This is a genomic window from Pseudomonas sp. HLS-6, assembly GCF_002753995.1.
GTDB classification, from domain to species: Bacteria; Pseudomonadota; Gammaproteobacteria; order Pseudomonadales; family Pseudomonadaceae; genus Aquipseudomonas; species Aquipseudomonas defluvii.
This window is the reverse complement of the sequence record NZ_CP024478.1, coordinates 4957279-4981106: the sequence shown is the minus strand read 5'-3', so window position 1 is coordinate 4981106 and position 23828 is coordinate 4957279. Positions and strand designations below refer to the sequence as shown.

General features: G+C 60.5%; 19 protein-coding genes and 2 pseudogenes. 10 read left to right on the top strand and 11 right to left on the bottom strand.

Annotation, left to right across the window (positions count from 1 at the left end):
- Positions 1-200: 200 nt before the first annotated feature.
- From CS390_RS23505 to CS390_RS23485, 5 genes and pseudogenes are all read right to left on the bottom strand, one after another.
- Positions 201-908 (bottom strand): hypothetical protein, encoded by a 708-nt coding sequence (locus tag CS390_RS23505; protein WP_099776237.1) that lies wholly within the window; start codon positions 906-908, stop codon positions 201-203.
- Between the two features lie 184 nt (positions 909-1092).
- Complete coding sequence (gene tcyN / locus CS390_RS23500; RefSeq protein WP_099776235.1) at positions 1093-1854, bottom strand: L-cystine ABC transporter ATP-binding protein TcyN; 762 nt, start codon at positions 1852-1854, stop codon at positions 1093-1095.
- 4 nt (positions 1855-1858) lie between these two features.
- Positions 1859-2527 carry a cystine ABC transporter permease gene (tcyL, locus tag CS390_RS23495; protein ID WP_065760079.1) on the bottom strand — a complete coding sequence of 223 codons (669 nt, stop codon included), beginning with the start codon at positions 2525-2527 and terminating at the stop codon, positions 1859-1861.
- Positions 2524-2880 (bottom strand): annotated as a pseudogene (locus CS390_RS23490) (transporter substrate-binding domain-containing protein); the annotation flags it as partial. The pseudogene CS390_RS23490 and the gene tcyL, both read right to left, overlap by 4 nt.
- An 11-nt stretch (positions 2881-2891) precedes the next feature.
- Positions 2892-3089 (bottom strand): annotated as a pseudogene (locus CS390_RS23485) (pyridoxal-phosphate dependent enzyme); the annotation flags it as partial.
- Positions 3090-3279: 190 nt separating this feature from the next.
- On the opposite strand from CS390_RS23485, the gene epsC reads away from it, so the two are divergent.
- Positions 3280-4212: a serine O-acetyltransferase EpsC gene (epsC, locus tag CS390_RS23480; RefSeq protein ID WP_065760081.1), complete on the top strand. Its 933-nt coding sequence runs from the start codon at positions 3280-3282 to the stop codon at positions 4210-4212.
- A 200-nt stretch (positions 4213-4412) separates the two neighbouring features.
- Positions 4413-6374, top strand: a complete 1962-nt coding sequence (gene betT / locus CS390_RS23475; RefSeq protein WP_177442456.1) for a choline transporter BetT — start codon at positions 4413-4415, stop codon at positions 6372-6374.
- A 73-nt stretch (positions 6375-6447) separates the two neighbouring features.
- On the opposite strand, the gene tauD is transcribed toward betT, so the two are convergent.
- From tauD to tauA, 4 genes are read right to left on the bottom strand one after another with little or no spacing between them, the layout of a single operon-like run.
- Complete coding sequence (tauD, locus tag CS390_RS23470) at positions 6448-7281, bottom strand: taurine dioxygenase (protein ID WP_065760083.1); 834 nt, start codon at positions 7279-7281, stop codon at positions 6448-6450.
- Positions 7282-7337: 56 nt separating this feature from the next.
- Positions 7338-8177 (bottom strand): taurine ABC transporter permease TauC, encoded by an 840-nt coding sequence (gene tauC / locus CS390_RS23465; protein ID WP_099776231.1) that lies wholly within the window; start codon positions 8175-8177, stop codon positions 7338-7340.
- A complete protein-coding gene (gene tauB, locus CS390_RS23460) occupies positions 8174-8968 on the bottom strand; it encodes a taurine ABC transporter ATP-binding subunit (protein WP_099776229.1) in 795 nt (264 codons plus the stop codon). Before tauB ends, tauC begins: the two co-directional genes overlap by 4 nt.
- A gap of 12 nt (positions 8969-8980) precedes the next feature.
- A complete protein-coding gene (gene tauA, locus CS390_RS23455; RefSeq protein WP_099776227.1) occupies positions 8981-9958 on the bottom strand; it encodes a taurine ABC transporter substrate-binding protein in 978 nt (325 codons plus the stop codon).
- Positions 9959-10424: 466 nt separating this feature from the next.
- Between tauA and CS390_RS23450 the strand changes: the two genes are divergently transcribed.
- From CS390_RS23450 to CS390_RS23415, 8 genes are all read left to right on the top strand, one after another.
- Entirely contained in the window at positions 10425-11753 is a 1329-nt protein-coding gene (locus CS390_RS23450; protein WP_065760087.1) for an OprD family porin, read from the top strand.
- 156 nt (positions 11754-11909) lie between these two features.
- Entirely contained in the window at positions 11910-12548 is a 639-nt protein-coding gene (locus tag CS390_RS23445) for a peroxiredoxin (RefSeq protein WP_099776225.1), read from the top strand.
- A gap of 215 nt (positions 12549-12763) precedes the next feature.
- A complete protein-coding gene (gene ssuE, locus CS390_RS23440) occupies positions 12764-13357 on the top strand; it encodes an NADPH-dependent FMN reductase (RefSeq protein ID WP_065760089.1) in 594 nt (197 codons plus the stop codon).
- A 105-nt stretch (positions 13358-13462) separates the two neighbouring features.
- Entirely contained in the window at positions 13463-14428 is a 966-nt protein-coding gene (locus CS390_RS23435) for a sulfonate ABC transporter substrate-binding protein (protein ID WP_065760090.1), read from the top strand.
- Between the two features lie 58 nt (positions 14429-14486).
- A complete protein-coding gene (ssuD, locus tag CS390_RS23430; RefSeq protein ID WP_099776223.1) occupies positions 14487-15635 on the top strand; it encodes an FMNH2-dependent alkanesulfonate monooxygenase in 1149 nt (382 codons plus the stop codon).
- A gap of 10 nt (positions 15636-15645) precedes the next feature.
- Positions 15646-16440, top strand: coding sequence for an aliphatic sulfonate ABC transporter permease SsuC (gene ssuC / locus CS390_RS23425; protein ID WP_065760092.1), 795 nt, complete (start codon positions 15646-15648; stop codon positions 16438-16440).
- Positions 16437-17249: an aliphatic sulfonates ABC transporter ATP-binding protein gene (gene ssuB, locus CS390_RS23420; RefSeq protein WP_065760093.1), complete on the top strand. Its 813-nt coding sequence runs from the start codon at positions 16437-16439 to the stop codon at positions 17247-17249. Before ssuC ends, ssuB begins: the two co-directional genes overlap by 4 nt.
- Before the next feature lie 27 nt (positions 17250-17276).
- Complete coding sequence (locus CS390_RS23415; protein ID WP_009400132.1) at positions 17277-17492, top strand: molybdopterin-binding protein; 216 nt, start codon at positions 17277-17279, stop codon at positions 17490-17492.
- 63 nt (positions 17493-17555) lie between these two features.
- Here CS390_RS23415 and CS390_RS23410 read toward each other — a convergent pair whose 3' ends face one another.
- Both CS390_RS23410 and CS390_RS23405 read right to left on the bottom strand, forming a co-directional pair.
- The gene (locus tag CS390_RS23410) at positions 17556-23084 is read right to left on the bottom strand and encodes a dermonecrotic toxin domain-containing protein (protein WP_099776221.1); all 5529 of its coding nucleotides are present in this window, start codon (positions 23082-23084) and stop codon (positions 17556-17558) included.
- 117 nt (positions 23085-23201) lie between these two features.
- Positions 23202-23828, bottom strand: coding sequence for a TetR/AcrR family transcriptional regulator (locus tag CS390_RS23405; RefSeq protein WP_065760095.1), 627 nt, complete (start codon positions 23826-23828; stop codon positions 23202-23204).

Genomic DNA, 23828 nt, shown 5'->3' with positions numbered 1-23828 from the left:
TACCGCTCCTTGGCTGCACTCAATGCCCTGGCGTTACGCACTGGGGTGATTGTGTTCCTGACCATACCTACCTCACTGATGGGAAAGTCGCCGCGGGTGCGGCGACGGAACAAGCGTGGGTCCGGTGGTCCGGTTTATATACCTTAATTGTTTGTAAAAATTAAATGAACGAACTTTTGGGAATATACATAGAAGGGAGGTCAGGGGCGGCTGTTGTAAACCTTCACCTGCAGGGGAGCCGCCCATTGCGAGCTGTTACCCACGCGGTCAAGGACGCAGTAACTGATGTCGAGAAAGTCGTCCGCTCCGGCTTCGATGACCAGCGCCCTGGGGATTTCGCCATGCACGGCGAGGCCGATAGCGTCAGCGCCGAGTGCAGGCAGGTCGAGGCGCACGTCACCCCAGCGAAGGGTGATTTCATCGCCTTCGGCCATGTTCAGGTAAGGGGCGATGCGAAAGGGCAGCGTCGGCCCCAGGCGCTGCAGGTCGAGACCATGGCGAACAACCGCAGGGGCCAGGCTCAGCGGGGCAAGTGCCGGGTTTTCGGTGGTCTCGCACAGGGTCTCACCGCCAGGGCAGGCCAGCTTGATGAGCACCTGCAGTGACTGTGACTTTACAGGCCGGCACCCGGGCTTGAGCAGGCGATAGTGCACGCGGTTCGCGCCTGGGCGCAGCAGCGTGCGGGGTACCTGGAAACTGATGTGCTGGTCGAGGTCGTTGGCCGAAAGCTGGTGTGCGGCAACGAAGCAACTGCCCCAGAACAGTTCCAGCACGTCACCCGTTTGCATGGCCGCATTGGTGTGGATGCAGGCACGCAGGTTGCTGGCAGCGGCCAGGCCAATGCCCTCATGGGCAACGTCGGGGAGGGCAGGAGGGGGCAGTTCAGATCCTTTGGCTGCACAGTGCATGGTGATGTTCCCGTACGAAGTAAATGAGTGGTCGAGGACGACGTTGCTCAGGTTTATTGGCGAGTACGGGAAGCGAGTCAAGGCATGCGGGCGCCGCCTTGGGCTGGGTGCAGGATCTTCGGAGACGTCCTACTTCGAGGGGGAAACCAGGGTGTTCGTCGGGTGCAAAAGTCGTCGTCCTGGCTCAGGGCTGCGAGGCGTGCATACCGAGGAACTTGCCAAGGAATTGCCGGGTGCGTTCTTCCCTGGGATTGGCAAAGAGCGCCTTGGCTTCACCCTGCTCGACGATGACCCCCTTGTCGAAAAAAATCACCCGATTGGCGACGTCGCGGGCAAAGCCCATTTCGTGGGTGACGATGATCATCGTGCGCTTTTCTTCGGCCAGGCTGCGGATGGTGGCCAGCACTTCACCAACCAGTTCCGGGTCGAGGGCCGAGGTCGGCTCGTCGAACAGAATCACTTCGGGCTCCATGGCCAGTGCCCGAGCAATGGCTACCCGCTGTTGCTGGCCGCCGGACAAGCGTCTCGGATAGGCATTTTCCTTGTCGCCCAGACCGACTTTCTGCAACAAGGCACGGCCCAGGGTGATGGCCGCATCGCGTGGGGTTTTCTTGACCACGATGGGGCCTTCGATAACGTTTTCCAGCGCCGTGCGGTGGGGAAACAGGTTGAAGTTCTGGAACACGAAACCGACGTGCTGGCGCAGTTGGCGGATCAGGCCCTGTTGCTGTTTCAGCGGACGGTTGCCGTCAATCTCGATGTTGCCGACGCGAATGCGACCGCTGCTGGGGGTTTCCAGCAGGTTCAGACAGCGCAGGAAGGTGGTCTTGCCCGAGCCGCTGGGGCCGATGATGGCAATCACTTCACCGGCGTTGACGGTAAGGTTGATACCGGCCAGTACGGTCTGGCCGTTGAACTGCTTGGTCAGGTGCTCTACGACGATCATGCGCTCAGGACTCCAGGTCGTGCCGGTTGACCCGCGCTTCAAGGCGGTGCTGCAGGTGGGCGAGGAGGCTGGACAGTACCCAGTAGATCAGTGCTGCCGCCAGGTATAGGGTGAACACCTCGAAGGTGCGTGCGGTAATCAACTGCGCCTGACGAAACAGCTCCGGCACCTGGATGGTCGCGGCCAGCGCCGTGTCCTTGACCAGGGAGATGAAGCTATTGCCCAGTGGTGGCAAGGCGGTGCGTGCAGCCTGTGGCAGGATCGCCCGACGCATGGCCTGGCTGCGGGTCATGCCGATGCTGGCGGCGGCTTCCCATTGGCCGCGGTCGATGGAACTGATGGCCGCCCGCAGGATTTCGCAGGCATAGGCGGCCATGTTCAGCGACAAGCCGATCAGTGCCGCTGGCAGTGGGTCGAGTTCCAGGCCCAGTTGCGGCAGGCCGTAATAGATCACGAACAGTTGGACCAGCAGCGGTGTGCCGTGAAAGAACGACACGTAGACTCGGGCAGTCCAGCTAAGCACTTTCAGCGATGACAGCCGCATCAGCGCCAGGCCGAACCCCAGCAGCAAGCCGAAGAACATGCCGCCCAGGCTCAGGCCTACGGTGAAGTACGCGCCCTTGAGCAGAAAGGGCGCGGAATCCAGCGCCAGCTGGAGGCTGTCGGCAATCATTTTGTGACGTCAGCGTTGAACCATTTCTGCGACAGCTTGGCCAGGGTGCCATTGGCCCGAAGCGTGTCGATGGCCTTGTTGATCGCCTCAAGCAGCTCCGGCTCACCTTTGCGCAATGCAACACCGGATTCCTGGCGGGAGAAGGCTTCACCGGTGACGGCGGTGTCCTTGGCCTTGGCGACCAGCTCGAATGCGGCCAGGCGGTCTACCAGAATGGCGTCGATACGGCCGACCCGCAGGTCCTGGTATTTGGTGGGGTCGTCGTCGTAGGTCTTGATGATGGCTTTCGGTACGTTGTCCTTGAGCCATTGCTCGTAGTTGGTACCCAGGCCTACGCCGACTTTCTTGCCGGCCCCAGGCGTGCCGCCAGGGCATCTGCGGCCAGGTATTCAAGCTTGCGCAGTTTGTTGCCACCGAATGCCAGCGGCGTCAGGTCGTCGCGTTTGACGTAGATGGCGCGGCCTGCCCACGTAGACAGTCGCTCGAGTTTTTCCAGTGGCGTGGGCCCGCTCAGCAGTTCAAGGCGGTTGAAGCGAGTGAGCTGGCGTTCGAGTTCGGTCATGGGAAGTTGTGCCTGACAAAAAATCGAGTATAGGCAGCCGGTGGCGTTCGGCGAATAGCTCGGCTTATGCCCCCGGTATAGCGGATTGGAATAAAGGGTTATTTTTTCCAGCGACGCCAATTGCCGTAAAGTGGTCAGCTATCAGGCGAGCATTCCAATCCAGCAGCTGCCGCGTGGCAGGAGAGCAACCGTGAGCGAGAACGCGCAAACAGGGCAATGGCAATTGCAGGGTATCGTCGGCCAGCTACGTGCTGCCCGTGATCAGTGGCGCAGCCGCAATGGCCGCAGCAGTGGGGAGCAGGGCGGGCGCGAATTACCCTCGCGTGAAGCCATGCGGCAGATCCTTGAGCAGTTGTGTGGCGCGTTGTTCCCGATGCGCCTGGGCCCGGTCGACCTGCGTGAAGAGAGCGAAGACTTTTACGTGGGGCATACCCTCGACACAGCCCTGACCGCGTTGCTCGCGCAGGCCCGTCTGGAGCTGCGCTATGTTGCGCGTCAGGGCAAGGCGGCCCCGGCACAGGTCGATGCCACCGCCTTGCGTCTGATCCAGGATTTCGCCGCGGCCTTGCCCGGCCTGCGCAGCCTGCTCGACACCGACGTGTTGGCGGCGTACCACGGCGACCCGGCGGCCCGCAGTGTCGATGAAGTCCTGCTGTGCTACCCCGGTATCCTTGCAGTGATTCATCACCGTCTGGCGCACCACCTGTACCGTGCAGGCTTGCCGCTGCTGGCGCGGATCAGCTCGGAAATCGCCCACTCGGCCACGGGTATCGACATCCACCCCGGCGCGCAGATCGGCCCGAGCTTCTTCATCGATCACGGTACCGGTGTGGTCATCGGTGAAACCGCAATCATCGGTGAGCGGGTACGGATCTATCAGGCCGTGACCCTTGGTGCCAAACGCTTCCCGGCCGACGAGTCTGGCCAATTGCAAAAGGGCCACCCGCGCCATCCGATCGTCGAGGACGATGTGGTGATCTATGCCGGCGCCACCATCCTTGGCCGAATCACCATCGGCAAGGGCTCGACCATTGGCGGCAACGTCTGGTTGACCCGCAGCGTGGCACCGGGCAGCAACTTGACCCAGGCCAATCTGCAGCATGATGACGGGACGCAGAAGTAGGCGGGCTTAGACCGGTTGGGTCGCATCTGAGCGCCATCCATGTTTAACTTGAACGCTCGTTCAAGTTAAACGGTGGTCCGCTGCCGGTGTTCAACAGGAGGAAACCCTTTGCTGAACCCGTTCAATCCAACCCTTTCCACGCGTCGTGAGGTGCACTGCCTATGAGTGCATCCACGCCTGTCCCGACCAGCAAGATCCGCATGAACCCGCCGGTGTTCTACTTCGCGGCAAGCTTCATTCTGTTGTTTGGCCTGGTGGTGATCACCAACCCCACGGCCGCCGGTGAGTGGCTGTTGGCCGCGCAAAACTGGGCTGCCAATACGGTCGGCTGGTACTACATGTTGGCGATGACGCTGTACCTGGTCTTCGTGGTGGTCACCGCCTTGTCTGGCTACGGCAAGATCAAGCTCGGTGCCGACCACGACGAGCCCGAGTTCAGTTACCTGTCATGGGCCGGCATGCTGTTCGCCGCCGGTATCAGCATTACCCTGTTCTTCTTCTGCGTCTCCGAACCGCTCACCCACTTGCTTCAGCCGCCTCAAGGCGAGGCCGGTACGGTCGAGGCCGGGCGCCAGGCCATGCAGTTGCTGTTCCTGCATTGGGGCCTGCATGGCTGGGGTGTTTTTGCCTTTGTCGGTATGGCCCTGGCGTATTTCGCCTACCGGCACAACCTGCCATTGGCCCTGCGTTCGGCGCTGTACCCGCTGATCGGCAAGCGTATCAACGGGCCGATAGGCTATGCAGTGGATGGCTTCGGCATCATCGCCACGGTGTTCGGCCTGGGGGCCGACATGGGCTTTGGTGTCCTGCACCTGAACGCCGGCCTGGATTACCTGTTCGGTATTTCCCATAGCCATTGGGTGCAAGTTGCGCTGATCACGCTGATGATGGGCGCCGCAGTGGCTGTTGCCGTGGCCGGTGTGGACAAGGGCGTGCGGGTGATGTCCGACATCAACATGCTCCTGGCCTGTGGGTTGCTGCTGTTCGTGCTGTTCGCCGGCCCGACACAGCACCTGTTCAACACGCTGATCCAGAACCTGGGTGATTACCTCGGTGCCTTGCCGCGCAAGAGTTTCGATGTCTATGCCTACACTCAGGCCAACGACTGGCTGGGTAACTGGACGGTGTTCTACTGGGCCTGGTGGATTGCCTGGGCGCCCTTTGTCGGCCTGTTCATCGCACGGATCTCCCGGGGCAGGACGATCCGTGAATTCGTCTTTGGTGTGCTGCTGATTCCACTGGGCTTCACCCTGGCCTGGATGTCGATCTTCGGCAATAGCGCCCTGACCCAGGTGCTTGATCATGGCATGACCAGCCTGGCCCAGTCGGCCCTCGACAACCCGTCGATGACCCTTTACCTGCTGCTGGAAACCTACCCGTGGAGCAAGGCGGTGATCGCTATCACGGTGTTCATCAGCTTTGTCTTCTTCGTCACTTCGGCCGACTCCGGCACCGTGGTGCTGTCGACCTTGTCCGCCCGTGATGGAAACGCCGATGAAGATGGGCCGAACTGGCTGCGGGTGTTCTGGGGCGCCATGACCGGGCTGATCACCATTGGCCTGCTGTTCGCGGGCAGTATCGACTCGCTCAAGTCAGCAGTGGTACTGACCTCGTTGCCCTTCTCGGTGATTCTGCTGGCAATGATGTGGGGGCTGCACAAGGCGTTTTACCTGGAGTCGCAGCGGCAGATTGCCCAACTGCACTCCCTGGCCCCATTCGCCACTTCACGCCGTGGTCGCGGTGGCTGGCGTCAACGTTTGAGCCAGGCCATTCACTTCCCGTCGCGGGATGAGGTCTACCGGTTCATGGATGACGTGGTGCGCCCGGCGATTGCCGAGGTCACCGAAGTGTTTGCCGAGAAAGGCCTGGCGGTGATTTCCCAGGAAGATCCGAGCCACGACAATGTCAGCCTGAAGATCGGCCATGGTGAAGAGCAGCCGTTTATCTACCAGGTGCAGATGCGCGGCTATTTCACACCGTCCTTCGCGTTGGCAGGGCTGGGTACGCAAGAGTTGAAGAACCGTCGCTACTACCGTGCGGAAGTGCACCTGAGTGAAGGCAGCCAGGATTATGACCTGACGGGTTACAACAAGGAGCAGATCATCAACGACATCCTCGACCAGTACGAACGGCACCTGCAGTACCTGCACTTGGTGCGCTGAGCCCACTGCCTGCAACCTGCTGGACAGGTGGCAGCCATCTTGCCCTTTTACCGGGAGGTGGCTGCCGCGAGGTTCAGAACGGTGCGTCGCCCAGAATCGTCGCCCGGTGCATCACGCGTCGCTGCGGACGGTAATCGTCTACCGCGTAATGCTGGGTGACGCGGTTGTCCCAGAATGCCACGTCGTTTTCCTGCCAACGCCAGCGAATGGTGAATTCGGGGCGGGTGGCGTGGGCAAACAACAGGGCGAGCAGCGCCTTGCTCTCTGCCTCGCTGAGCTCGTTGATGCGGGTCGTGAAACCTTCGCTGACAAACAGTGCCTTGCGCCCGCTAACCGGATGGGTTCTGACCACCGGATGTGAAAGCGGCGGGTTAGCGCGGCGGGTCGCCTCCCAGCGTTCGCGGTCTTCGGCGGTCGTGCCAAAACGTTCCAACGGAAACGACTGGGTGAAGTCATGGGTCGCAGTGAGGCCGTCGAGCATCTGCCGCAGGGGTGCCGAAAGGGCCTCAAAGGCGGCGATGCCGCTGGCCCACAGGGTGTCTCCCCCATAAGCCGGCAACTGCTTGGCACTGAGCACTGCGCCCATCGCCGGGGTTGCCAGGAAGGTTACGTCGGTGTGCCAGACGGCGTTGTCGCGCACGTCGGTGACCGCCGTGTCGAGCACCAGCACCTCTGGTGTCTCAGGGACGTTAGGGTAGATCGGGTGAATGTGCAGGTCGCCAAAGTGCGCAGCGAAGCGTGCTTGCTGGGCAGGCGTCAGCGGTTGATCACGGAAGAACAGTACCTGGTGCTTGAGCAACGCCTGCTCGATGGCATCGCGTTGCTCGGCATTGATCTCAACACTCAGGTCAATGCCGCTGATCTGTGCGCCCAGTGCCGGGCTCAATGGGGTAATGGTCAGGCTCATAGGGGTCTCGTTCGGTTCGGCGCCGAGCTGTCGGCGTGGTCAGTGTCGGTGCGCGATCAATGGCTCTGGCCGTGCCAAGGCACCAGTTTGCGTTGCAGTGCACGCAGGCTCATCTCCAGGGCGAAGGCGATCAGGGCGATAACCAGAATGCCCAGTACCACCACATCGGTGACCAGAAACTGTGCTGCCGATTGCACCATGAAGCCCAGGCCGCTGGTGGCGGCGATCAGTTCGGCGGCAACCAGGGTCGACCAGCCGACACCCAGGCCAATACGCACACCGGTAAGAATGTCCGGCAGTGCGCTGGGCAGAATCACATGGCGAATCAGCTGTGCCCGTGTGGCACCCAGCGACTGCGCAGCGCGCAACTTGGCCGGGTCGACCGTGCGCACGCCAGTGGCGGTAGCGATGGCAATCGGGGCGAAGATCGCCAGGTAGATCAGCAGCACTTTCGACAGCTCGCCGATACCGCACCAGATCACAATCAGGGGCAAATAGGCCAGCGGAGGAATGGGCCGGTAGAACTCGATCAGTGGGTCGAGAATGCCCCGTGCAATCCGGTTGTGGCCGATGGCGATGCCGATCGGAATGGCGCTGACAATCGCGGCACCCAGGGCCAGGCCGATACGTCCGAGGCTGGCGCCCAAATGTTGCCAGAGGGTCGACTCCATGTAGCCCTGGGTCAGCAGTAACCAGGCTTTGGACAACACCGCGGCAGGCGAGGGCAGGAACAGCGGTTCGATCCACTCGGCTGCCGTGACGGCCCACCAGACGGCCAGCAGGCTGATCAGGGTCAGGCCGCTGATCCAGCGGGTGCTCAGGCTGCGGCGTGCTGCCGTTGTGCGGGCCAAGGGTTTGGCGGCTTTTGCTGCCAACGGAACGTCCAGGCTGCTCATGCGGACTCCTGCCGCGTGGCGGCGCTGCGTTGTGAGAACACCCGCGCCAGCACATGCTCGCGGGTTTCGATAAAGCGTGGGTCGGATTTGATCGCCCGGGCCGATTCACCGGCGGCGTAACGTCGTCCGAAGTCCAGCGGCAGGCGCTCGACAATCCGCCCCGGATGGGGGGCCAGCAGCACGAGCTCGGTGGCCAGGAACACCGCTTCCTCAATGTCGTGGGTAATCAGGAACACCGGCTTGGCGGTACGCTGCCACACCTGCAGCAGCAACTCCTGCATCTGCTCGCGGGTGAAGGCATCCAGTGCGCCGAAGGGTTCATCCATCAGCAGCACCCGCGGGTCTGCGGCCAGCGCACGGGCCAGGCCCACACGCTGCTTCTGCCCACCGGACAGCTGCCAGATACGCCGGCTGCCAAACCCGGCAAGGTCAACCAGGGCGAGCATTTCGCGGGCCTTCTGTTCCCGTTGCGCACGTGGCACACCGGCCAGCTCCAGGCCGAAGGCAACGTTGCTCAGCACGTCCTGCCAAGGCAGTAGCGCGTCGTCCTGGAACACCACACCACGCTCGGCGCCGGGGCCTTGCACCGGCTTGCCGTCGAGAGTGATGCGCCCGGCACTGGGCGCAACAAAGCCGGCGATCAGGTTCAGCAGCGAGGTCTTGCCGCTGCCGGAAGGGCCCAGGGCCACCAGCAACTGCTGTGGGCCCAGGCTCAGGGAGATGTCGGCCAGTACCGGCTCGGCCGCACCGGGGTACTGTGCGCTGATGCGCTCCAGCTCAAGCAATGCCATGACAGGCTCCGATCAGTTGGCGATGAATTTGGCGCTGACGTAGGGCGAGTAGTCCGGCAGTACCGCCTCGACCTTGCCTTGCGCCTTGAGGAAGGTGGCGGTGTCGGTGATGGCCTGGGTGGTCGGTGCGCCGAGGGCTGCGATCTGGTCATTGGCCAGCGGGAAAACGTTGCCCTGAAGCAGCGCCGGGATATCGGTAGCCTTGGCCCCGGACAGTTTCACCAGCTTGTCGACGTTGCTTTGGTCGGCAAGCCAGGCTTGTGGGTCTTTGCGGTACTCGGCGTAGGCGTCCAGGGTGACCTTGGCGAAGGCTTTGACGATTTCTGGGTGTTTGGCGGCAAAGTCCTTGCGCACGATCCAGGCGTCGAAGGTGGGTGCACCGGTCTTGGCCAGTTCGCCGGAGGTGATCAGCACCTTGCCGTTTTCCTTGGCCACACCCAGTGCCGGGTCCCAGACGTAGGTGGCGTCGATGTCACCACGTTTCCAGGCAGCAATGATGGCGGGCGGCGCCAGGTTGAGGATCTGTACCTTGGCCGGGTCGATGTTCCACTGCTTCAGCGCGGCCAACAGGCTGTAGTGCCCGGTGGAGACGAACGGCACGGCGATTTTCTTGCCGACCAGGTCTTGCGGCGAATGGATCCCCGCACCGTCGCGAGCGACCAGTGCTTCGGCGGCGCCAATCTGGGTGGCGATCAGGAAGGTTTCCACCGGCAGCTTACGGGTCGCGGCCGCCGCCAGAGGGCTTGAGCCCAGGTAGCCGATCTGCACATCACCCGAGGCTACGGCGGTGATCACGTCGGCCCCGCTGTCGAACTTGCGCCAGTCAATGCTGGCCTTGCTGGCTTTTTCATAATCGCCGTCAACCTGGGCGACTTTCGCCGGGTCAACGGTGGTCTGGTAGGCCACGGTCAGGTCGGCCGCCTGGGTGAACCAGCTGGCACCGGCCAGGGTCAGTGCGGCGAACAGGCGCAGCGGCGTATGCAGGGTCATGGACAACTCCTTCTCAGGCGGAGGGTGATGGGCGATTGAGAAGAAGGCTAAATGATCTAAGAAAATTAAAATAAATAACTTTTAGGAATTAGCTTAGGAGCCAATTGCTGTAAGGCGTTTGCGTGGCTGGGGGAGGGGGCGTTGCTTTGGCGATGGGGTGACCACGGTCAACCTCGCCATGCACGGGTGGGAGAGGATTGAAATGGCTGCACGGAAAGGCAGGGAGAGAAAAATTCTATTTTTATGTCAGAAAAATCTTAAAACGTCATAAATAATTCTTTTTAGATTTATAGGATAGTCATTATTCTTCGGCGCAAACCGGACGCATTAGACCAAAGTCTTGAAATGAATGGTTACGATTGACTCGAACCACACCCTTTGGTGCTAATCGGCTATCGACGTCGAGCGAGGCAAAAGACCCCGCCGACGGAGAATCACAAGAATTAGAAATGAAAGGAGCAAAAATATGTACAAGTCCACCTTGGCACTTGCCGTGGCCCTTGGGGTTCTGGCTCAGCAAGCAGGTGCTGCCGGATTCGTTGAAGACAGCAAACTGTCTGTCAGCTCGCGCACCATGTATTTCGATAACGACAACCGTGAAGAGCACAATAAAGACCAGCGCGAATCAGGCCAGGGCTTCAAGCTCGACTATCAGTCGGGTTTTACCGAGGGTACGGTAGGTTTCGGTTTTGACGCTCAAGCCGTTTGGGGTATTCACCTGGATGGCGGCAAAGGTCACCACCCGGATAACAGCAGCTTTTTCCCAAGCGACTCCGATGGTTCTGCTGTAGATCAGTGGGCGCGCATCGGCGGCAACGCCAAGGCGCGCTTCTCCAAGACCGAAGCCCACCTCGGTGGTGCACTGGCACCAAACCTTCCAATCCTCGTAGCCAACGACAGCCGTCTGCTGCCGCAAACCTTTGAAGGTGGCATTGTCACCTCCAAGGAAATCGACAACGTCACCCTGACCGCAGGTCAGATTGAGCACGCCATGGGCCGTGCTTCAAGCAACAAAACCGGCCTGTCGGTTTCTGGTGCGACGCAGGACAGCAACAAGTTCCAGTTTGGCGGCGCCGACTGGAAGGTCACCAAAGACCTGACCCTGCAGTACTACTACTCGAATCTGGAAGACTTCTACAAGCAGCACTTCCTGGGCTTGGTCCATGTCTACCCGATTGCGAACGACCAGTCGTTCAAGACTGACCTGCGCTACTTCGACAGCAGCTCGGATGGCAAGAACGGCCAAACCGGTTATGCCTTTGACAACAACAAGGGCTATGCCAAGAACGCGGGCGAGGTCGACAACAAGACCTGGAGCGCCATGTTCACCTACACCCTGGGCGGACACTCGCTCATGCTCGGTCACCAACAGGTCAGCGATGACGGTGGTTTCGTCTGGCTGAACCAAGGCAGCGTCACAGACGGAAACGGCAGGCCTGAAGGCGCTGGTGGCTCCAGCTTCTATCTGTTCACCGATAGTATGGTCAACTCGTTTGTTCGCGCGGGTGAAAACACCACGTTTGGTCAGTACTCCTATGACTTCGTTCGTTTGGGTGTGCCTGGTTTGAAGGCATCGGTTTCCTACCTGCGCGGTGAAGATGCCATCAACAAAAGCGGCCACGGCACCTTCAACGAGTGGGAGCGTGATGCACGTATCGACTACGTGATCCAGGAAGGTACCCTCAAAGGACTCGGCGCTACCCTGCGTCACGGTGTGTACCGTGGCAGCGGCGAAAGCGCTGCCGATCAGGATCAAACCCGCCTGATCTTCAACTACACCTACACCTTCATGTAAGTGTCATTAGAGAAAGCCTCGCCTTGGTGCGGGGCTTTTTTTCGACCTGAAATTAATAGCTCGTAAAGTTATAAATAAATCATTATTTATTCTTTTTAATTTGCTTCAGGTCAATGCACAGTGGCTCCACCAGAACGTACTTCAAGGAGCCCCACCATGAGCCTCAGACTCGGCGATATCGCCCCCGATTTCGAACAGGATTCCAGCGCCGGCACGATTCGTTTCCATGAGTGGCTGGGCGACAGCTGGGGTGTGCTGTTTTCGCACCCGGCGGATTTTACGCCAGTCTGCACCACCGAACTGGGGTTCACTGCCAAGCTCAAGGAGCAGTTCGCCGAACGCGGCGTCAAGGCCATTGCCCTTTCGGTCGACCCGGTGGAGTCTCATCTGCGCTGGATCGAAGACATCAACGAAACCCAGAACACCGTCGTCAACTTTCCGATCCTGGCCGACGCCGATCGCAAGGTGTCTGACCTCTATGACCTGATCCACCCCAATGCCAGCGACACCCTGACCGTGCGTTCCTTGTTCGTGATCGACCCGAACAAGAAAATCCGCCTGACCATCACTTACCCCGCCAGCACCGGGCGCAATTTCCACGAGATTCTGCGGGTGATCGACTCACTGCAACTGACCGACAACCACAAGGTCGCCACCCCGGCCAACTGGCAGGACGGTGACGAGGTAGTGATCGTGCCGTCACTCAAGGATGAGGACGAAATCAAACGACGCTTTCCCAAAGGTTACCGGGCGGTCAAGCCCTACCTGCGCCTGACCCCGCAGCCAAACCGTTGAGTGTGTGATGCATTGCTTTAGCCACAGCAGGGATTTTCGGGCCGTTTCGACGGCCCTTTTTTTTGCGAGGCGTACGGGTTATTCGATATTCGTTTATTGAATAACCAAATGAAAAAATATGATTTATAGATATATAAAACAGCTGTTAAGGTCACTCCATCAACGCGAGATCTGCTGCTCGCACCCGTCTCGAAACCGCTAAAGGATACGCTTCAATGTTGGTTGTCTCTCTCGGTGGCAGTCCCAGCGTGCGTTCACGCTCTGGTGTGTTGCTCGAACGCGCCCGGCACTGGTTGCAAGGCCAGGGCGTGGAAGTGGTGACATTCCAGGTGCGCGATTTCCCGGCAGACGATCTGCTGCATGCGCGCTTCGACAGCCCTAAGGTTCAGCACTTCCTGCAACTGGTCGAACAGGCCGATGGCCTGATCGTCGCGACACCGGTGTACAAGGCGTCGTTCTCCGGTGCGCTGAAGACCCTGCTGGATCTGCTGCCTGAGCGAGCGCTGAGCCACAAGGTGGTATTGCCTATCGCTACCGGCGGCAGTATCGCCCACATGCTGGCGGTTGATTACGCGCTCAAGCCGGTGCTGTCGGCACTCAAGGCGCAAGAGACCCTGCAAGGGATCTTCGCTGACGACAGCCAGATCGCTTATGGCGAAGGCAGTGCTGCCGCGCAGTTGCTTCCTGCGTTGGAGCAGCGCCTGAACGAATCGCTGGAACAGTTTCACACTGCCCTGGCCCGTCGGCCAAAACCCGTTGCACCGGGGCTGTTGAACGAACGTTTGCTCAGTGCTCGCTGGAGCATCTGAGCCGCAACACGCAACACGTAACGCATTACTCGCACGTCCCACCTTACTCGCCCGCCAACGGGCAAGCAGGTGCAGCCTGAACCCTAATCGCAAAAGGAGAGCGCTATGCGCACTGTCATTTTGCGTCGTGGTCTGGTCGCTCTGTTTGCTGCGGCTGTGTCCTTCGGCGCCATTACTCAAGCCCAGGCAGAAAGCCTGCGTATCGGTTATCAAAAGTACGGCACCCTGGTGCTGCTCAAGGCCAAGGGTACGCTGGAGAAGCGCCTGGCGGCGCAGGGCGTGCAGGTCCAGTGGACGGAGTTCCCAGGTGGCCCGCAACTGCTTGAAGGGCTGAACGTCGGCTCAATCGACTTCGGTGTCACCGGCGAGACCCCGCCGGTATTTGCCCAGGCTGCTGGCGCGGATCTGTTGTACGTCGCCTATGAGCCACCGGCACCGCACAGCGAAGCGATCCTGGTACCCAAGGATTCGCCAATCGACTCGGTGAAGGCGCTCAAGGGCAAGAAGGTTGCCCTGAACAAGGGCTCCAACGTTCACTACCTGCTGGTTCGGGCCCTGGAAGATGCCGGCCTGAAATACAGCGACATTCAGCCGGTGTTCCTGCCGCCCGCCGATGCCCGTGCCGCCTTCGAGCGTGGCAGTGTCGATGCCTGGGTGATCTGGGACCCTTACCAGGCGGCGGCCGAGAAACAACTGCAAGCGCGCACCCTGCGCGATGGCAAAGGCATCGTCGACAACCATCAGTTCTACCTGGCGACCAAGCCTTACGCACAGAAACACCCTGAGGTGATCAGCGCCTTGGTGGACGAGGTACGCGCGGTAGGTGAGTGGTCCAAGGCCAATCCGCAGGAGGTGACCGATCAGGTGGCACCGCTGCTCGGCCTGCCCGCCGACATCACCCTGACTTCGGTTAAACGCCAAGGCTACGGTGCGACATTCCTGACGCCAGAGGTGGTCGCCGCGCAGCAAAAGATCGCCGACACCTTCCAGGCGCTGAAGCTGATTCCCAAGCCCTTGAGCATCAAGGATGTGATCTGGACACCCCCGGCCAAGGTCGCCAGCGCGCCTTGAAGTATTGCCTGCGCCGGGGCGTCGCCCCGGTCTGAGCCACCCTTAGGAGACAACTCCAATGAGCCTTAATGTTTTCTGGTTTCTGCCTACCCATGGCGACGGTCATTACCTTGGCACCGCCGATGGCGCGCGAGCAGTCGATCACGGTTACCTGCAACAGATCGCCCAAGCGGCGGATCGCCTCGGTTTTGGCGGCGTGCTGATCCCCACCGGGCGCTCCTGCGAGGACTCCTGGCTGGTCGCCGCTTCACTGATCCCGGTAACCCAGCGCCTGAAGTTCCTGGTGGCTCTGCGCCCCGGAATCATCTCGCCAACGGTCGCTGCACGTCAGGCCGCAACCCTTGATCGGCTCTCGGGTGGCCGCGCGCTGTTCAACCTGGTCACCGGTGGCGACCCGGAAGAGTTGTCCGGGGACGGCCTGTTCCTCAGTCATGAAGAACGTTATCGGGCCTCGGTGGAGTTCACTCGCATCTGGCGTCGCGTGCTCGAAGGCGAGACGGTCGATTACGACGGCCAGCATATTCAGGTCAAAGGCGCCAAGTTGCTTTACCCGCCGATCCAGCAGCCACGTCCGCCGCTGTACTTTGGTGGCTCGTCCGAGGCAGCCCAGGACCTGGCCGCCGAGCAGGTTGAACTGTACCTGACCTGGGGCGAGCCGCCGGCTGCCGTTGCCGAGAAAATCGAGCAGGTGCGGGCCAAGGCGGCGAAACAGGGGCGCACGGTGCGCTTCGGCATTCGCCTGCATGTGATCGTGCGTGAAACCAACGCCGAATCCTGGCAGGCCGCCGAGCGACTGATCTCGCACCTGGACGACGACACGATTGCCCGTGCCCAGGCATCCCTGGCGCGCTTCGATTCGGTCGGTCAGCAGCGCATGGCTGCACTGCATGGCGGCAAGCGCGACAACCTCGAAGTCAGCCCGAACCTCTGGGCCGGGGCTGGCCTGGTGCGCGGCGGTGCCGGCACGGCGCTGGTTGGTGATGGGCCAACCGTGGCCGAGCGGGTCAAGGAGTATGCGGCACTGGGCATCGACACCTTTATCTTCTCCGGTTACCCGCACCTGGAAGAGTCGTATCGGGTAGCCGAACTGCTGTTCCCGCACCTGGATGTGCAGCGTCCTGAACCGCCAAAAAGCGCGGGCTATGTCAGCCCGTTCGGCGAAATGGTCGCTAACGACATCTTGCCAAAATCTGCAGCGCAGCGCTGAGGACCGGGCCATGAGTCGTGCTAACGCGCCCTTGTCACACAGGCTTGCCCCTTGGGCCTTGCCGCTGCTGTTGCTGGCTGTCTGGCAACTGGCGGTAAGTGCCGGTTGGCTGTCGACGCGAATCCTGCCGGCACCGAGTGCGGTCATCAGCGCCGGTGTCGAACTGGTGCGCAGCGGTGATATCTGGAAGCACCTGGCGATCAGTGGCTGGCGCGCCGGTGTCGGTTTTGTCATCGGCGGCAGCCTTGGCCTGGCACTGGGCTTCATCACCGGGTTGTCACGTTGGGGTGAGCGTCTGCTCGACAGTTCGGTGCAGATGATCCGCAACGTGCCGCACCTGGCGCTGATTCCGCTGGTGATTCTCTGGTTTGGTATTGATGAGTCGGCAAAGATTTTCCTCGTGGCCCTGGGCACCTTGTTCCCGATCTACCTGAACACGTACCACGGTATTCGCAATGTCGACCCGGCCTTGGTGGAAATGGCGCGCAGCTACGGCCTGTCCGGTTTTGCGCTGTTCCGTCAGGTGATCTTGCCGGGTGCTTTGCCTTCGATTCTGGTCGGTGTGCGCTTTGCCCTGGGCTTTATGTGGTTGACGCTGATCGTGGCTGAAACCATCTCGGCCAACGCCGGTATCGGCTACCTGGCGATGAACGCCCGGGAGTTCCTGCAGACCGACGTGGTGGTTCTGGCCATTGTCTTGTACGCCGTGCTGGGCAAGCTCGCAGACCTTGCTGCGCGTGCACTTGAACGGGTCTGGTTGCGTTGGCACCCGGCGTATCAAGTTGCCAAGGGAGATCGCCCATGAGCCTGTTGAACGCGTCACCCGCACGGCTGTTGCGCGGTATTCCGCTGGCTGCGCGCAACCTGCAGAAAACCTTCGGCGAGCGCCAGGTGTTGCGCAACATCGACCTGCATATCCCGGCGGGGCAGTTCGTCGCCATCGTCGGTCGCAGTGGCTGTGGCAAGAGCACGCTGTTGCGCTTGCTGGCGGGCCTCGACCAGCCCAGCGCGGGTGAGTTGCTGGCCGGCCCGGCAGCGTTGAGCGAAGCCCGTGAAGACACCCGGCTGATGTTCCAGGAAGCACGTTTGCTGCCCTGGAAAACGGTGATCGACAACGTAGGCCTGGGGCTTTCCGGTGACTGGCGCCCTCGCGCGCTGGAGGCCCTGGCGGCAGTTGGCCTGGCTGAGAGGGCCAATGAATGGCCGGCAGCGCTGTCGGGTGGGCAGAAGCAACGGGTGGCGTTGGCGCGAGCACTGATCCATCAACCGCGCTTGCTGTTGCTTGACGAGCCGCTGGGTGCATTGGATGCCCTGACCCGTATCGAGATGCAGCAACTGATTGAAACGCTTTGGCGCCAGCACGGTTTCACCGTGTTGTTGGTCACCCACGATGTCAGCGAAGCCGTTGCGGTCGCGGATCGGGTGATTCTGATCGAGGACGGCGAGATTGGCCTCGACCTGCTGGTTGACCTGCCACGGCCAAGGGCGCGTGGTTCACATCGCCTGGCAACCCTGGAAAGTGAAGTACTGAACCGTGTTCTGTCGGTGCCGGGCATTGCGCCCGAGCCGGAACCTGTAGCCCCTTTGCCCACGCAACTGCGTTGGGCGCATTGACCTCTCGTCCCATAAGGAATCAAGCAGATGACTATTAAAGCGATCAACGTACGTAACCAGTTCAAAGGCACCGTGAAGGAAATCCTCGAAGGCCCGGTACTGTCGGAAATCGATGTACAGACCGCCTCGGGTATCGTCACCTCGGTGATCACCACCCGTTCGGTCAAGGAGCTGGAGCTGACCATTGGTAGTGAAGTGATTGCCTTCGTTAAATCCACCGAGGTGTCGATCGCCAAGCTGTGAGCAGGGTGCGACACAACACCCCGACGGGCCAGCCTTGACCCGCCGGGGCGTGGTTGCGCCGGTTTACTCGGCTGCCGGGCGTAGCCCGCCAAACAGTTTCATCGCCTCTTCCTCGTTGATAGGTCCGTGCCAGGCGTTTGATACATTGCGCTCACTGCGCACCTTCAAATGGCCCGCACTTAATTTGCGGAAACCGCTGCCGGGGCGCTGTGGAAAGTGGAAGTGGGCGTACCAAAGCACGGTGTTGGCCGCCAGATCTATCACTTCATACTCTTCCAGGTACTCGATCGGCCGACCTTTGCTGTCTTTTTTCGGTTCCAGGATGCGTCCCCACCGCGCCTCGACGGCATTCTGCTCGTGAAGAAACTGCAACTGACCGATGTTCGGTTGTTGGGTGGTCTTGATTTTAGAGATGCGCAGCTCCTTGCCATGCCGGTCCAGATTCCTGGCTGCATCCTTCAGGCGTTGCATCAACTGACGCTGGTCGTCGGTGGCCTGATCCCCCAGGGCATCCTCGAGATAGCGTGCCCGTTCGCGCAGGTTGGTCGCGTAGTGCTCGGCGATGTTTTGCAGGCTGGCTGGCGCCATGTCAGTAGCCATATAGCCTTGCCAGCGGTTTTTTTGCTCCGCGATGCCGGCCAGTTGCTCGCGGGCCCGGGTTTGCAGTTCGTTAATACGGCGTGGGTTAATCGTTCGGCGTATGACCGGTGCCGTGCTCTGCCAGCGATCCCCGTCGACTCGACGAAAGCTTTCGGTTCGGCCGTCGTTCATGGCGTCGACTACCACCATGCGCTGTTCACCCTCAATGTGTTCCTGACGGCCTATCAGCAGTTGCTGCTCATCGGTTTGGAAGATGCGGGCTGTGCTTGGTCGGCCAGTGCCTCGTCTCGGCGGTTGATAATTGACCAGGGTTCGGTCTATTTCTGCGACCAGTTGCGTTAGGTCGGCACGTAAGCTGGTGGCAGCTGTCGCGTCGACGAAGTTCTGGAAATTAACTGACCACGAGTCAATGTGAGCGATGAAGGTGATGTACTGATTCTTGAACGCTCGTAGGGCTTCCCCATACTGGGTTCGGCTCAGACTGGCCTGTTGTGACTGGAAGTGGCTGTGTAGCGTGCGGATAAGCGCTCTGCTCTGTGTATTGACTTGATTGAAGAACAGGTAGAAATCGACGTCATGTATGTGGTCAAAATTGGCAAGCATTGAATACGTCACATGCAGGCGCGCAAATCGGTAGGCCTGGGGCTCGATTGAGAGCGAGATGAGGCGCGAGGCTTTGATGTCGTGTTGGGTCAGCATGTCGCCGCGCAATTTGTTGCGCAGGTCCAGATTACGTTGGGTGTCTCGTTCAAGCCCTTGCAGTTGCGCCACCAACTGTTTGTTGTTGCTATCGATTGTTGCCCGTTTATGGCGTATCAGCGCACTGGCCTGACTCAGGTCATTGGGCAGGTTGTCGATGAGCGTTAATAGTTCTTGGTTGAGACGTTCTACAGCGATTAGCAATTCGCTCAGTTCCAGGCTGCGTAACTGGATCAGCTTCAGGTTCTGTTCGGCAGTATTGTGCAGGTACTCTGTCAGAAAGCTGGTGTATTGCCGGCGGCCAATACTGGGTTTCAGGCGGCTTAGGGTCTGAAGGCAGCCTTCATGGTATTCGACAAAGCGTTTGATCGCCTTGATCGCCTCTTGCTGTGCACTGCGGATTTGGGCGGGGGATCCACGCTCTCCGACCGGGCCGTTGGGCCCCACCGCTCGGACCTCGTTGAAGCGTCGGATCGCAGCCGCGAGCGCAATCTTGTGCTGATCGGTTTCACGATTCATTCGTGCCAGCTCATCCATCGGTTGCTCGATGGCGTTGCCGCGCAGGCGGCGAAGGTAGCCGTGCAGGGTTTCCCAGCCATTGTTGTACAGCCGACCGAAGGCCTGCCCTCCACCCTGCAGGCCACTCTCGACCAGCAGGCCGCTCAGGTGCCCATGGGTTTCCCAGACGCCATCTTCGCTGAGCCTTATGGGTTGCTTGTAGTGCTTGAGTGCGTTGCCTTTCAAGCGCCAGGTGTTGTAGGTCGCGTCCCATTGCACTTCGTAGTAACGGCCGTGGCGGCTGATGTAGCGCTTGCCGTCCAGCGCGAGCGTATTGCGTGTATAGCCTGCGCTGTCCAACCGCACCGTGTGTGTCGGCATCTCTGTTTCGTAGCCTTTGAATGGGTCGGGTGAGACCGTGCGCACGGTCTTGCCCAGGGTTGTCCGCTGCGCTTGGGTTTGTCGCAACCGAGTGTACGCGCGTGCGCTGGCCACGCGTGCGCTTGGCGCGGCACCCAGACCTGGGGCAATGTCGAGTAATGCATCAATGATCGACAGTACGACCGAATTCAAGTGGTCGACGCCTTGGCTGTGTTGCCCGCGCATAAAGGCTTCGACTGCAGCGGTGGAGGCGTTCCAGCCATCGTAGAGCCCCACCGCGACACCGACACCCGGCACGAATGACAGGCATAGATGGATATAGTCGTATACCCGGTTGTGGCGGATCGCCGCTTCTTCCAGATACAGCTCGCGTTGGCTGCGGGCTGTTTTTCGATGCTGAGTGATCAACCGGCCCATTTGCAGCCGGCTCAGGTGCGTGGCCAGCGAAAGGGTTTGGCGTGTGCCGGGGGCAATAAAGCCTGTGAAGCTCTTCAGCAGCGCCTGATTGATGTAGCTGCGATGCCGTTCCGGGTCGCCTGCTACGGGACGCGTTGCCAGCCAGTCGAGCATGGTGCTGTTCAACGCCATTTGCTCCAACGCCTGGCAGGCCGCTGTTGCGTCTGGGTGCTGGCTGACAATACGACCGTTGGGTGCTTCTGGTAGATAAAGGATGACGGTGTCGTGGCTGGCGTTTTGCAGCAGGAACACGCCGGACAGCGCGACCTCATGGCTGGAACCGTCAGCGGCAACACCGGGGTTGAGGTTCAAGGGTGTCCATTCAATCGTACCGGCTGCCGCATCGCGCAGCAGGGCCTGCCCTTGGTCGTCCAGATCTGCAGGTTTGCTCAGGGCAAAGAGTTCCAGGCTGAGTGCAAACGGCCGACGGAGTACTTCGTCACGCCACTCTTTTGCCATTTCCGTGTCGCCTTCCGAGCCATTGAAGGCTTCGAGGATGGCACTTTCATAAGCCCCCGCCAGATCGAGCGTCTTGTCGAGGCGAGCCAGGTAGGCGCTGGTCAAGGCATTGCTCAGGCGTGTGCTGCTTTCGGGAGGATCGAAGGCAAAACGCATGTAGTTCATGCGTTGCAGAACGTTCTCATCCATAGCCCCCAGGAGCAGGTTCTCCAGGGGAATATCGCTGCGCGCTTCACTCGGTACGAAGACCGTCCTGGTCGCATGCGCTTGGCCCGAGCCGGCAATCGGCTCTTGGTACATGTCGACCTGGTCCGGCAGGTTTACCGTGATCGTTGGGACGGTCGTAAGCCCGAGATCTTTGCGCAATTGTTGCGCCAGCTTGTCCCGTGCGAACTGGGTGCGTTCGGGCAGGCTCTGTTCCAGGCAGACGATGGAGGCTACCATCGCCTGACTGTACTGCTGGAAGCCGGCAGTCAGGGCGTTTCTCTCTTCAGCCGACAGGCGTTTTAGCCGGGTGTCAAACTGCTTGACGATGTTTTCGGTTCTGTTCTGTTCGGCAATCGCGTTGAAGGCTTGCGTTCGGGCTTCGTTTCTGGGAATCGACAACAGCGTGCTCAACCAGGCGTGAGCTTCAGTGCTGGGCTCGACCTGTTCGGCGTCTTCTGGTTGTATGGCGTCAATGATCGTCTGCACGCAGTGATCAAAGCAGTGGGTAATCAGCGGGGTGCTTTCCAGGCGCGCCGGTTCCTGGCTGCTGGCCAGCGCGGTCAACAGCGCTTGGGACGCTGTCGGCCCGACACTGTCGATCAGGGTATTGGCCCACAGCCCGGACAGGCTTTCGAGCAGCGCTTGTGTCAGTAGCGTTTCGTCAGCAAACGCCTTCAGCCCGCCATCGCGTCCAGACCGATAGAGCAGTACGTCATTTTCCTGCGTCGTTGTTTCTGCGGCGGGCCGAAAGGTCAGAAAGCCGTGCAGTGGCCACTGTTGATTGCCTATGACCAGTGTCAGCCTGGCAACCTCGACCGTGTGCTCTGGGGTGTATTCCGGTTGTGCCACGACGGCGTCGATGAGCGCGAATTGCGCGTCGTTCAATTCACCCAGCGTCTGCTGCAGACGCGCTTCGGCGAGCAGTGCTTGAGCCAGGCGGTGGCTGATGAAGTCGAAGCGAGAGGTGCCCTCGACGTGTTCTTGCCAGTCGGCAGGGGAGAGGGGGTCGGGCAACTGTTCCAGGTGCCTGGAGGTTTTTTCCTGGTGTTGCTCCAGCGCTTCTTCAAGGGCGCGCAAGGTAACCATGGCTGGCGCAGTGACTGCCGTATCGTCGCCCACGTAGCGCTCAAGGGCTGCTTGATAGGCCGCGATGCGCGAGGTTCGCCAGAGCAGCGGCAGCACAGGGCTGAGTGCATCGAAATGCAGTTGTTCTTCAGCCAGCTGCTGTTCGTGTTGCAGGGTGTTGCGGATCAGGGTCGAGGTTTCATCGGCCAGAGGTGCCACGAGGCGCAGGCTGCTGCGTTGCTCCCAGTCGGTGATCGACTGCCAGTCGAGGTTGCCGGGCTCCTGGTTCTGGTCCTTCGTCTGGTTCAGGCAGGCCTGCTCGAGTAACGGCAGTGCGCGCTCTTCATGGTCGAGCAGCAGTTGCTTCAGTACAAAGCCGAAAGCGCTTTCTTCAAGCGGGCTGATGACCGGTGCCCCGGACGTATTGTCGTCATCCTCGGTGGCTGGCAGGTCTGGCCATAAGGTGGCGCGCAGTTCGTTCAAGCCACTCTCCAGGGCTGCACGATCAGCGTATGCGCGAAGGGTTGTCGTATCGCCGGGGCGATACAGCAGCCATGGGGCCTGCTCGGCCAGTGGCTGAACCACTAGCGTGGCCTGCGCCAGCTCACGCATTTTGTCCGAGTGTTCCCAGTAAACCGCCGCCCAGGTGCTGGCCGCATGCCCTTGGTACCAGGCGTGTTCGTCAATGTTCCCGAGGCCGTAAGCCAGGTCGATGCTGTGGGTGAAATGCTGTTGCAGCAGGCTTTCCCCGTGCGCCAGGCGAGCGTGTGCATGCCCGGGCATGCGTTGCGCCCAGTATGTGCTGTAGACCTGTGCTACCAACCGGCCTGGTGTCAGGGCGTTGATTCGACGGACCCAGTCGGCACCGCTCATTTGGGCTGCACTGGCGTTGTTATCCACCCCATAGGTGGTCCAGTCTTCTGTAAACAGATTGGAAAACGCCGGGTTGGCGAGCAGGTAGGCCGACATGTCCAACAGGCTCACCTGGGTCGTGTCGTGTTGCACACCGCACAGGCGTGGATCAATGTTCCACTGCTGGGAGAGCATGCTGGCAATGGATTGCTGCAGGCCAGGGGATTGCGCCATCAGCGCTTGCAACGCCGGGATGATCTGGTTGAGGGCCATGCTGGCCTGGTGGAGCGAGTTACCTGTACCGGAGCGGGTACCGCTAACGGTCTCCTCCAGGTCGGTAGGCTCAGGGAATGTGATTTCAAAAAAATCTGGCATGGGTGCCCTCCGTGACTAAGTTGAGCGGCGCCGTGTTTGCCGCTCCTTTCAGTTCACACGCATCGCGTGTGGTGGAGGCACTACATATTGCTGGAGATATTGCTGGGGGTTGGCGTACTACCGACGAGGCAGGAACGGTGGCAGGTAGAGGCCCAGGTAGGCGTCGAATACGCGCATGCCTTCTTCCGCCATGCGCGGGGTAATCTGCCCGTAAAGCTGTATCGAGCGGGCGTAGACCCGGTCGCCCAGCTCCATGGCCAGTGCAAACACATCCACGTCATTCGGCAGTACCGGCAACTGGAAGTGCTGCTCGAACAGCTTGTGCATCAAGTCGCCCAGTTCGATGTCGTGCTGGCGATCAGCCTGGGTCACTTCGCTCAGGCCATGCTGGGCGAGGATCAACTGGCGGGCAGCTGCATCGTCGTTGTAGATGCTCAGCATGCGCTGTTCCACCAGCCGTGACAGGTCATGCCAGGTGTTCAGCCGCGTCGGCTCGATGGGGGCCTGCAGGCAGGCCCGGAACGCACGGTGAACATCGGCAGTGAGGGCCTCAAGCAGTGCCGGAACACTGGCGAAGAAGTGATACACCGACGACGGCGGAATCTGCGCCCGCTCGGCCACGCTGTAGATCGACAGGCTGGCCACACCCTCGCTGGCCAGTAGCGTACGGGCCGCATCGAGAATGGAGTCGATGCGGGCCTGGCTACGGGCGCGAGGTTTACGTGGAGTGGTGGTACGGGTCAT

Coding starts and splice junctions, on each gene's coding strand:
- tauA (WP_099776227.1), bottom strand. CDS start 9,958: ATGACCCTGCATACGCCGCTGCGCCTGTTCGCCGCACTGACCCTGGCC.
- ssuB (WP_065760093.1), top strand. CDS start 16,437: ATGAGCCTGTTGAACGCGTCACCCGCACGGCTGTTGCGCGGTATTCCG.
- CS390_RS23445 (WP_099776225.1), top strand. CDS start 11,910: ATGAGCCTCAGACTCGGCGATATCGCCCCCGATTTCGAACAGGATTCC.
- tcyL (WP_065760079.1), bottom strand. CDS start 2,527: ATGATTGCCGACAGCCTCCAGCTGGCGCTGGATTCCGCGCCCTTTCTG.
- ssuE (WP_065760089.1), top strand. CDS start 12,764: ATGTTGGTTGTCTCTCTCGGTGGCAGTCCCAGCGTGCGTTCACGCTCT.
- ssuD (WP_099776223.1), top strand. CDS start 14,487: ATGAGCCTTAATGTTTTCTGGTTTCTGCCTACCCATGGCGACGGTCAT.
- tauD (WP_065760083.1), bottom strand. CDS start 7,281: ATGAGCCTGACCATTACCCCATTGAGCCCGGCACTGGGCGCACAGATC.
- tauC (WP_099776231.1), bottom strand. CDS start 8,177: ATGAGCAGCCTGGACGTTCCGTTGGCAGCAAAAGCCGCCAAACCCTTG.
- tauB (WP_099776229.1), bottom strand. CDS start 8,968: ATGGCATTGCTTGAGCTGGAGCGCATCAGCGCACAGTACCCCGGTGCG.
- CS390_RS23450 (WP_065760087.1), top strand. CDS start 10,425: ATGTACAAGTCCACCTTGGCACTTGCCGTGGCCCTTGGGGTTCTGGCT.
- CS390_RS23415 (WP_009400132.1), top strand. CDS start 17,277: ATGACTATTAAAGCGATCAACGTACGTAACCAGTTCAAAGGCACCGTG.
- CS390_RS23435 (WP_065760090.1), top strand. CDS start 13,463: ATGCGCACTGTCATTTTGCGTCGTGGTCTGGTCGCTCTGTTTGCTGCG.
- ssuC (WP_065760092.1), top strand. CDS start 15,646: ATGAGTCGTGCTAACGCGCCCTTGTCACACAGGCTTGCCCCTTGGGCC.
- CS390_RS23410 (WP_099776221.1), bottom strand. CDS start 23,084: ATGCCAGATTTTTTTGAAATCACATTCCCTGAGCCTACCGACCTGGAG.
- betT (WP_177442456.1), top strand. CDS start 4,413: ATGAACCCGCCGGTGTTCTACTTCGCGGCAAGCTTCATTCTGTTGTTT.
- CS390_RS23505 (WP_099776237.1), bottom strand. CDS start 908: ATGCACTGTGCAGCCAAAGGATCTGAACTGCCCCCTCCTGCCCTCCCC.
- CS390_RS23405 (WP_065760095.1), bottom strand. CDS start 23,828: ATGACCCGTACCACCACTCCACGTAAACCTCGCGCCCGTAGCCAGGCC.
- tcyN (WP_099776235.1), bottom strand. CDS start 1,854: ATGATCGTCGTAGAGCACCTGACCAAGCAGTTCAACGGCCAGACCGTA.